Origin of the sequence: Streptomyces sp. IBSBF 2435, from assembly GCF_036815005.1 — a bacterium.
Taxonomy (GTDB): Bacteria; Actinomycetota; Actinomycetes; order Streptomycetales; family Streptomycetaceae; genus Actinacidiphila.
On record NZ_JAJSYW010000091.1, the window covers coordinates 22,984 to 32,831 of the forward strand.

The 9,848-nt window shown below is 71.5% G+C and carries 8 protein-coding genes; 7 read left to right on the forward strand and 1 reads right to left on the reverse strand.

Going from position 1 to position 9,848, the window contains the following annotated elements; all coding sequences use genetic code 11:
* Positions 1-572 precede the first annotated feature (572 nt).
* The 6 genes from V7E46_RS18840 (at position 573) to pcaB (ending at position 8,516) form a co-directional block, all read left to right on the forward strand.
* Positions 573-2,156 carry a class I adenylate-forming enzyme family protein gene (locus tag V7E46_RS18840; protein ID WP_329178003.1) on the forward strand — a complete coding sequence of 528 codons (1,584 nt, stop codon included), beginning with the start codon at positions 573-575 and terminating at the stop codon, positions 2,154-2,156.
* A gap of 133 nt (positions 2,157-2,289) precedes the next feature.
* Positions 2,290-3,384 (forward strand): type III polyketide synthase, encoded by a 1,095-nt coding sequence (locus V7E46_RS18845; protein ID WP_329178002.1) that lies wholly within the window; start codon positions 2,290-2,292, stop codon positions 3,382-3,384.
* The gene (locus V7E46_RS18850) at positions 3,381-3,938 is read left to right on the forward strand and encodes a cupin domain-containing protein (protein ID WP_329178001.1); all 558 of its coding nucleotides are present in this window, start codon (positions 3,381-3,383) and stop codon (positions 3,936-3,938) included. The genes V7E46_RS18845 and V7E46_RS18850 overlap by 4 nt, the downstream gene beginning before the upstream one ends.
* Before the next feature lie 6 nt (positions 3,939-3,944).
* A complete protein-coding gene (locus V7E46_RS18855) occupies positions 3,945-5,093 on the forward strand; it encodes a DegT/DnrJ/EryC1/StrS family aminotransferase (RefSeq protein ID WP_333769505.1) in 1,149 nt (382 codons plus the stop codon).
* A 13-nt stretch (positions 5,094-5,106) separates the two neighbouring features.
* A complete protein-coding gene (locus tag V7E46_RS18860; protein ID WP_329177999.1) occupies positions 5,107-7,125 on the forward strand; it encodes an FAD/NAD(P)-binding protein in 2,019 nt (672 codons plus the stop codon).
* Positions 7,122-8,516 (forward strand): 3-carboxy-cis,cis-muconate cycloisomerase, encoded by a 1,395-nt coding sequence (pcaB, locus tag V7E46_RS18865; protein ID WP_333769506.1) that lies wholly within the window; start codon positions 7,122-7,124, stop codon positions 8,514-8,516. Before V7E46_RS18860 ends, pcaB begins: the two co-directional genes overlap by 4 nt.
* Before the next feature lie 95 nt (positions 8,517-8,611).
* Here pcaB and V7E46_RS18870 read toward each other — a convergent pair whose 3' ends face one another.
* The gene (locus V7E46_RS18870; protein ID WP_333769507.1) at positions 8,612-9,148 is read right to left on the reverse strand and encodes a YceI family protein; all 537 of its coding nucleotides are present in this window, start codon (positions 9,146-9,148) and stop codon (positions 8,612-8,614) included.
* A gap of 450 nt (positions 9,149-9,598) precedes the next feature.
* Here V7E46_RS18870 and V7E46_RS18875 point away from each other — a divergent pair.
* Positions 9,599-9,848 (forward strand): DUF1275 family protein (locus V7E46_RS18875; protein ID WP_333769508.1); only part of this gene is annotated, 250 nt, incomplete at its 3' end.

Below are 9,848 nucleotides of genomic sequence, written 5' to 3' on the forward strand. Positions count from 1 at the left end.
TCATTGGTCCTTCCGACGCCGGATCTCCTTCGGGTCCTGACACATCGGCGCCATCATCGCAACCGCCGCCGTCCTGCCCGACCATGAACATGGCCGTACCCCCGTGAATCACACAGACAGCTACCAACAGTTACTGGGTAATACTCAGATACGAGAGTGGCTACTTGATGACTCATTGTCAAGGCCCGTGGATTGTTCAGATCTAGCCTGAATGTGACATGATTTGTCTGTTTGACCTGCGCATTTCAACAAACTGTTAGGCCCGCCGACGCCCTCCGGTAAGACGCCCGTCGACGACGGACCAGTCGTGCCCCCCGGGGCCGCCCCACCGGCCCGCCGCGGCCCGCTTCCAAGCCGACGCCAACCCGATGGACAGTCACGGCCAAGTCCCGTGTCTGATGCTGGGTGCCACTCGGCAGCCGGAAGGGGACGCGGACGTCCGCCCGCCGCAAGACCGGTCGATTGCCGACAGGCGGACCTCAGACCTCGGTGCTCGTTGAGCGTGCCTCGTACGCCGCCGAGCCGGCGACGGCCCGAATTCCATCTCATTTCTGGAAAAGGAGCTGGTTCTGATGATGGGCTTCACGGTCGACCGTTCGATAGCGAAGCACGGTCTTCAACTCGGCAGTATGCCGGAAATGGCCGCGGCCAAGAACAGCTCCACGCTGCTCACGCTCGACCACGACCTCGACGTACTACCCGCGGCGGGACGGCGTCTGACGGTCGCCCAGCTCGCCGAGCACGTGGACGACCTGGCGGGCCGGCTGTGGGCGGCGGGGGTCCGGCCGGGCGACACCATCGCGATCTACAAGGCCCCCAACTTCGACGTCTGGATGCTGGCCTCCGCCGCCGCCCGCGTCGGAGCGGTGCCGGTGATGCTGTCGCCGGCCCTGGACGGCGCGACCGTCGGTGTGCTGCTCGGCCGGCTGCACCAGCCGCACCTGCTCACCGACCTGCCCAAGCTCGGCGTGCTGGCCGACGTGCCGGTGCGGGAGCTGGCCAAGACCGTGATCATCGCGACCGGTGAGTGGCCGGGCGCGGTGGCGCTCACCGACCTCGCCGGGTCCCCGCGGGTCGAGCCGGTCTTCCGCGGGCTGGACGACCCGGCGATGATCACCCACACCTCCGGCACCACCGGCGTGCCCAAGCTCGTCGTGCACACCCCGCGGACCATGGGCGTACGGCTGCGTCCGCAGTGGTGGCTGCTGTCGCTGATGTGGCGGCGCGACACCGTCGCGATCAACCTGCCCTTCGTGCATTCCCGGATGTACGCGGCCATGTCCCTGGTGCTGCTCAAGGCGATGCCCGTGCTGCTGATGAACAACCCGAAGTCCGACGAGGTCGCCGGGCTGTTCGTCTCGCACAAGCCGACCTTCATCGAGGCGCTGCCCAACGCGTTCATGGACTGGGAGGTGCTCGCCGACGACCCGCGCAAGCCGTTCGCGTCGGTGAAGTACTTCAGCAGCACCTTCGACGCGATCCACCCCAGGACGATCACCCGGCTCATCTCGTCCTCCAAGCGCCGGGTGCCGCTGTTCTTCCAGATCTACGGGCAGAGCGAGGTCGGCCCCGCCGTCGGCCGGCCGTACTTCAGCAAGTCCGTCCACCGCACCGACGGGCGGTGCGTGGGCTACCCGATGCCGGGCTGCGCCAAGGTCCGGGTGGTGAGCCGGAACGGCAGGCCGCCGTCCAAGGCCAACCCCGGTGCCATCGAGGTGCGCTGGGACGGCATCGCGCACAGCTACTTCGGCGAGCAGGAACGTTACGACGCCAACAAGCACGACGGCTGGTGGAAGACCGGGGACGTCGGCTACCGCACCAAGCGCGGCTGCCTGCACATGCTCGACCGCGAGGTGGACATGGTCCCGGACACCAGCAGCACCCTCGAAATCGAGGACCTGATGCTCAGCCGCCTCGACGAGCTGACCGAGCTGGTCGTGGTGATCGGCCCCAACTCCGAGCCGGTCCCGATCATCTGCACCAGCGGCGACCTGCCGCTGGACCTGGAGCGCTGGCGCACCGCCGTCGCGGACTTCCCGCAGCTGAGCGACCCGGTCCAGGTCGCGGAGGCCGATCTGCCGCGCACCGCCACGATGAAGGTCCGGCGGGTCGAGCTGTCCCGGCGGCTGCAGGACCAGTTGGAGAAGCGGGCTTGAGCCGCACCCGCCGCGGCACCGTTCCGACCCGGGTCCCGGCGCCCTCGCGGGCGCCGGTTCCGGCACGTCCGACATCAGCACGTCACATCTGACCTGGGGAAGATCCCTCACGCACAGAAGGTGGATGGCAGCCATGTCAACGCTATGCAAGCCGTCAGTGAGCGTGCCGGAACATGTCATCACGATGGAGCAGACGCTCGAGTTCGCCGAGAGAGCGCACTCCGGCAAGCCACAACTGCCCCTGGCGCTGCGGCTGATCGAGAACACCGGAGTGCGCAAGCGGCACATCGTGCAGCCCATCGAGGAGACGCTGCGGCACCCGGGCTTCGAGGAGCGCAACCGCGTCTACGAGGTCGAGTCGAAGCGGCGCTGCCCCGGGGTCATCGAGAAGGCGCTGGTGAACGCCGGCGTGACGGCCGAGGACATCGACGCGATCATCTACGTGTCCTGCACCGGCTTCATGATGCCGTCGCTGACCGCGTGGCTGATCAACACCATGGGCTTCCGCTCCGCCACCCGGCAGATCCCGATCGCCCAACTGGGCTGCGCGGCGGGCGCGGCGGCGATCAACCGGGCCCACGACTTCTGCACGGCCTATCCCGAGGCCAACGTCCTGATCGTCTCGTGCGAGCTGTGCTCGCTGTGCTACCAGCCCTCCGACGACGCCATCAGCTCGCTGCTGTCCGACGGCCTGTTCGGCGACGCGGTCGCCGCCGCCGTGGTGCGGGGCAGCGGCGGCACCGGGATCTCGCTGGAGCGCAACGGCTCCTACCTCATTCCGAACACCGAGGACTGGATCTCCTACGCCGTACGCTCCACCGGCTTCCACTTCCAGCTGGACCGCCGGGTGCCGGGCACGATGAAGCCGCTCGCCCCGGTGCTGCGGGACCTCGTCACGAAGCACGGCTGGGACGTCGGCAATCTCGACTACTACATCATTCACGCCGGCGGTCCGCGGATTCTCGCCGACCTGAGCCAGTACCTCGAGGTCGACAGCAAAATGTTCCGGCACAGCTGGGCGACCCTGACCGAATACGGGAACATCGCGAGCGCGGTCGTATTCGACGCGCTGCGCAGGCTTTTCGACGAAGGCACGATGGCGCCGGGCGCCACCGGACTGGTCGCGGGATTCGGCCCCGGTATCACCGCCGAAATGGCGGTGGGCAGTTGGAGTGTCGACGACTTCGACCGCGATTTCGCGCAGGCGACAGGAAGGGTTATCGCATGAAGGGCCTCATCGTCCCGCCAGGACAGGGCAAAAGGCTGCTGACCAAGGCGCAGGACGTCACGTTCAAGGTCACCGGCGCGGACGGCGGCTTCGCCTCGACCTTCGAGGTGATAGTGCCGCCGGGCTTCAACGTCGGGGCCCATGTCCACGACCACTCGACGGAGTTCTTCTACGTCCTGGAGGGCGAGCTCGACCTCTTCGCCTTCGAGCCGGCCGAGCGCACCGAGGACGACTGGAGCGACTGGAAATCCCCCGACGGCGACCAGGTGCTGCGGGCCGGCGCGGGCAGCTGCATGTTCGTGCCCAGCGGAACCCCGCACGCCTTCCGCAACCCCACCGACACCCCGACCCGCATGCTCTTCCAGGCGTCCCCGCCGCCCGACCACGAGCGCTACTTCGAGGAGATCTGCGAGATCTTCGCGGAGGGCAGGACCGTCGACTCGGGCGCCGTGCAGCGGATGCGCGAGCACTACGACGTCAAGCAGATCACCCCGCTGCGCTTCGAACCGCCCACCCCGCTGGGCTCGCGCCGAGAAGCAGACGGCGAGGCCTAGCCGGCGATGACCACGACGGACCCGATTCCGCTGGTGCACGCGAGCCTAGGCGCGCGGGAACTGGCCGCGGTCGCCGAGGTGTTCGCCTCCGGCTGGCCGGCCGGCCAGGGCCCGCGGGGCACGGCCTTCGAGCGGCAGCTGGCCGAGCACTACGGGGTCGGCGGCGCGGTCGCGGTGACCAACTGCGGCGCCGCGCTCCACCTGGCGCTGCTCGCGCTCGGCGTCCAACCCGGCGACGAGGTGATCGTCGCCGACTACACCTTCCCCGCCCCCGCCCACGCGGTGCGCTACGCGGGAGCGGTCCCGGTCTTCGCCGACGTACGCCCCGACACCGGCACCATCGACCCGCAGGCGGTGGCCGACCTGATCGGCCCGCGGACGGTCGGCGTCATCGCGGTGGACACCGTCGGCCTGCCGGCCGACTACACCGAACTGCTGGCGGTCACCGGCCGGCACGGCCTTTTCCTGGTCGAGGACGCCGCCTGCGCGGTCGGCGCCACCTACCAGGGCCGGCCGGCCGGCGCGCTGGCGCCGGTGGGCTGCCTGTCCTTCCACGGCCGCAAGGGCGTCACCAGCGGTGAGGGCGGGGCGCTGCTCACCGCCGACCCGGCGCTCGCGGCGGACGCGCGGCTGCGGTCGTCCTTCGGCATCGCGCCGATCTTCGACCAGGCGCACATCGTCGGCCTGCCGGTGCCGGTCTTCACCGAGATCGGCTACAACTACAAGCTGTCCGACATCGCCGCCGCGATCATGCAGGTACAGCTCGGCAGAATCGGCGAACTCCTCAGCCGCAGGAACGCGCTTGCCGCGCGCTACGCCGAACTGCTCGGCGGTGAGGAGCTGCTCACCGTGCCGCACGTGCCGCGGGACCGCACCCACTCGTGGCAGTCCTACCTGGTCAGGCTCGATCCGCGGGTGGACCGCGCGGCGGTCGCCGCGGACCTGCGGGCCCAGGGCATCGGCTGCGGGCACGGCACATGGGCGTGCCATGTCCAGCCCGTCTACGAGTCGAAGCAGACCTGCCCGGTCTCGGCGGACCTCTTCGAGCACCAACTCGGCATACCCATGCACGCGGAATTGAGCATGGACCAGGTCGAACGGGTCTCCGCGGCCCTGTGTACCGCGCTCCGGGTCCACGCGCGTCCATCCAGGTGAACGGAGTGTCCTTGTGAGTGGCGGACGTAGGGAAGTGTGCCTCGTCGGCGCCGGACCACGCGGGCTGTCCCTGCTGGAACGGCTCTGTGCGCAGGAGCGGAAGTCACCCCGCTGGAGCTGCGTCACCGTCCATGTCGTCGATCCCGACCCGCCCGGCGCGGGCCGGGTGTGGCGGCCGAAGCAGTCCCGGCACCTGCTGATGAACACCGTCGCCTCCCAGGTCACGGTCTTCACCGACGCCAGCGTCGCCATCGAGGGGCCGCTGGAGGAGGGGCCGAGCCTGTACCGGTGGGCGAAGGCGCTGGAGCACATAGCCGCCGCGTCCGGCGCGCCGTCCGTCGATGACGCGGCGCTGTCCGAGGCGCGCGCCCTGGAGCCGGACACCTACCCGACGCGGGCGCTGTACGGCCAGTACCTGACCTGGGCGTTCCGGCATGTCGCGGCCAACGCGCCTTCGCACGTCTCGGTGCGCGTGCACGCCTCGCGGGCCGTCGCGCTGACGGACGGCGACCCCGTGCTGGGCGGCGCCGGGCCGCAGACCGTGGTGCTGGAGGACGGCACGCGGCTGACCGGGCTGTCCGCGGTGATGCTGGCGCAGGGGCACGTGCCGGTCCGCCCGACCGGCGCCGAGTGCAAGCTGCGCGACTTCGCCGCCGAGCACGGCCTGACCTACATCGCCCCGGCCAACCCCGCCGACGTGGACCTGTCGTCCATCGCGCCCGGCGAGAACGTCCTGGTGCGCGGGCTCGGCCTGAACTTCTTCGACTACATGGCCCTGTTCACGCACGCCAGGGGCGGCGTCTTCGAACGGGTCGAGGGCCGGCTGGTCTACCACCCCTCGGGCCGCGAGCCGCACATCTACGCCGGCTCCCGGCGGGGCGTGCCCTACCAGGCCCGCGGTGAGAACCAGAAGGGCGCCCACGGCCGCTACACCCCGCGGCTGCTGACGGCCGAGTACGTCGCCGCGCTGCGCACGCCGTCCACCGCCCGCGAGCCGATCCGCTTCGGCACCGGCCTGTGGTCGCTGATCGCCATGGAGGTGCAGAGCGTCTACTACGAGACGCTGCTCGCCACCCGCGAAACCCCGGCCCGGGTCGCGGAGTTCGCCACCCGCTACCTCAAGGCCGAACCGGGCGAGGCCGAGCAGCAGCTGCTGGACGAGGCCGGCATCCACCCGGCCGAGCGCTGGGACTGGGAGCGGGTCGCCCGCCCCTACGACGCGCACGCGCTGCGCGACCTGGCCGCCTTCCGCGCCTGGCTGCGCGGCTACCTGGACGAGGATGTCCGCAAGGCCCACGAGGGCAATGTCAGCGGTCCTTTCAAGGCGGCCCTGGACATCCTGCGGGACCTGCGCAACGAGGTGCGGCTGGCCGTGGACCACGGCGGTCTCGACGCCGCCTCGCACCGCGACGAGCTGGACCAGTGGTACACGCCGCTCAACGCCTACCTGTCGATCGGCCCGCCCGCGTCGCGGATAGAGGAGATGGCCGCGCTGATGGACGCGGGCGTCCTGGAGGTGACGGGCCCCGGGATGCGGGTCGGCACCGACCCGCAGGACCCGGACGGCGGCTGCTTCGTCTGCACGTCGAGCGAGATCCCCGGCGTGCGGGTGCGGGCCACCGCGCTGGTCGAGGGCCGGCTGCCGGAGATCGACCTGCGCCGCACCGCGGACCCGCTGATGAGCCAGCTGCTGCGGACCGGGCAGTGCCGCCCCTACCGCGTCCCCGGCGTGGACGGCCAGGACTACGAGACCGGCGGGCTGGCCGTCTCCGAGCGGCCGTACCGGCTGCTGGACGCCCAGGGCAGGGCGCATCCGCGGCGCTTCGCCTACGGCGTGCCCACCGAGTCCGTGCACTGGGTGACCGCGGCCGGCATCAGGCCGGGCGTCGGCTCGGTCACCCTGGAGGACTCCGACATCATCGCGGCGGCGGTCCTCGCGCTGCCGGAGCCGTCCCTCCCCCCGGAGCGGCTGCCGGAGCAGGCCCCCCGTACCGCGTACGGGACGGCCGCGGAAGCGGGGGCGACCGCGTGACCGCGGCCCCCGGGTCCGCCGCCCCCCACCTGGACGCGGGCCTGCTCTCGCCGGTCAGGGCCGGCACCCCCGTGGAGGCGGCGGTCAGCGACACCGCCTGGCTCCAGGCGATGCTCGACGCGGAGGCGGCCCTGGTACGCGCCCAGGTCCGCTGCGGCACCGTCCCCGCGCACGCCGCCGCGTCGATCACGGCCGCGGCCCGCGCCGAGCAGCTGGACGTACGGGAACTGGCGCTGGCCGCCCGCGAGACGGCGAACCCGGTCGTCGGCCTGGTCAAGGCGCTCACCGCGCAGGTCGCCGCGCAGTCGCCAACGGCCGCCGAATACGTGCACCGCGGCTCCACCAGCCAGGACATCTTCGACACCGGCGCGATGCTGGTGGCCGCCCGGGCGCTGCGGCTGATCGGCGCCGACCTGCGGGCGGTGGCCGCGGACCTGGCCGACATGGCCGCCGCGCACCGGGACACGGTGATGGCCGGCCGTACACTCGCGCTGCACGCCGTGCCCACCACGTTCGGGCTCAAGGCGGCCGGCTGGCGGCAGGTCGTACTGGAGTCGGCCGAACGGCTGGAAAAGGTCGCGGACGGCGGGCTTCCGGTCTCCCTGGGCGGGGCGGCCGGCACGCTCGCGGGCTACCACCAGTACGCGGGCGACGGCGCGGAGCCGGCCGCGGTCCTGGACCTGGTGGCCGCCTTCGCGGACGAGACCGGCCTCGCGGTCCCGGTGCTGCCCTGGCACACCCTGCGCACACCGATGGCCGACCTGGCCGCCGTGCTCGCGCACACCGCGGGCGCGCTGGGCAAGATAGCGGTGGACGTCCTGGTGCTGGCGCGGACCGAGATCGGCGAGGTGGCCGAGCCCGCGGGCGCGGGCCGGGGGGTGTCCTCGGCGATGCCGCACAAGCGCAACCCGGTGCTGGCGACGCTGATCCGCTCCGCCGCGCTGCAAGTCCCGGCGCTGGCCTCGGTCCTGGTGCAGTGCCTGTCCGCCGAGGACGAGCGGGCGGCCGGCGTGTGGCAGGCCGAGTGGCAGCCGCTGCGCGAGTGCCTGCGGCTGACCGGCGGCGCCGCGCACACCGCCGTCGAACTCGTCAGGGGTCTGACCGTCCACCCCGAGCGGATGCGCGACAACCTCGGGGCGACCGGCGGGCAGATCGTCTCCGAGCGGGTCTCGGCCGTCCTGGCGCCCCGGTTGGGCAAGGCCGCCGCCAAGGAGCTGCTGGGTGAGGCGTCCGCGCAGGCGGCGCGGACCTCGCGGGCGCTGGTCGACGTCCTGGCCGAACTGCCGCAGCTGCACGGTGTGCTCACCCGCGAGGAGCTGGCCGCGCTGCTCGACCCGGCCCACTACACCGGGGCGGCGGGGCCGCTGGTCGACCGGGCGCTGAAGCACTGACGCGCTGACGCGTGACGCTTTGAGCGGTGCCGCGCACGACGCGACGGCGCGCGGGGGAAGGGGACCTGGCCGGTTCCCTCCCCCCGCGCGGGCCGTCAGTCCTGCTTGGTCGCCACGATCTCCAGGGTGACCGTGCTCGTGTCGTTGATGAAGGCGCCGCCCTTGGTGACGCCGATCTCCTTGAGGCTGACCGCGGAAGTGGCGGAGAACCGCACGACCCGCTTGCCGTCGGCGCCGGTCTCGAAGCCCTTGGGCGACAGGGTCAGGGTCGTCTGCTTCGTGACCGCGAGCGCGGTGAGGTCGCCGTCGACCAGGAAGTTCTCCCCGTCGACCCGCACCCCGGTCGAGGCGAAGGTGATGGTCGGGTATTGCTCGACATCGAGGTAGCCGGCGTGCTGGATATCCTGGTCGCGCCGCTTGTTCTTGGTGTTCACCGACCCGGCTCTGATCACCGCGTTCACCGATGAGTCGAGCGGGTTCTGCGCCAATACGATCGTGCCTTCGACCTCGTCGAAGGTGCCGCGGGCCGGGAGGAATCCGAGCATGCGGACCTTGAAGGCGATCTCGGAGCGGGCGGAGTCGATCACCCACGTGCCGGCGGCGTAACCGGGGATGTTGACCTGCGTGGACATATTTTTACGTGCTCCTCGCGGTGATTCGAACCGGAACAGCTGGTGAAGGAGGTGCCGGGACACTCGATCCGCCGGGCGCGCAACACCCGCACGACGGACTCGTGCCTTCCGTCATCGATGATCCCATGGCCCGTGACGCGACCTCACACGGCGTCAGAGAACTGGCCACGAAACGATGTTCAGCGTCCGACAACCCGCTGCTCCGGCAGCCCGCCAGGTGTCCGGCCCGCGGCTCAGCGGTCACCGGCCAGCCCACCGCATGGGTCGTCCCGCCGGGCAGCGCCGACCGCTGACCGCGGCGCCGGCGGCGCGGCGCCGGGCGACACGCCAGTGCGGGGATCGGGTGCGGGTCGGTTCGCGGGGTGGGAGGCTGCTGGCAGGCCGGAGGCCGATCGCCGGTGGGCGGAATCGCGGGTGCCCCCGGCCGGGGGCCGCAGAAACGGAGCGGTCATGCCGCAGGGGGCGCCGGGCCAGCGGACAGCCCGGTGTGTCCAGGCGACACGCTCGCTCCTGGTGCTCGCGGCCGGCGCGGCGAACGTGTTCGGCTTCCTCGCCCTGGGCGGCCTGTTCACCAGCGTCGTCACCGCGAACTCCGCCACCGCGGGACTGCGGCTGGGCTCCGCGGACTTCGGCGCCCTCCGGCTCGTCCTGCCGGCGCTGCTGGGCTACGTCGCCGGGGTGGCGGCGGGCAGTCTCGCGG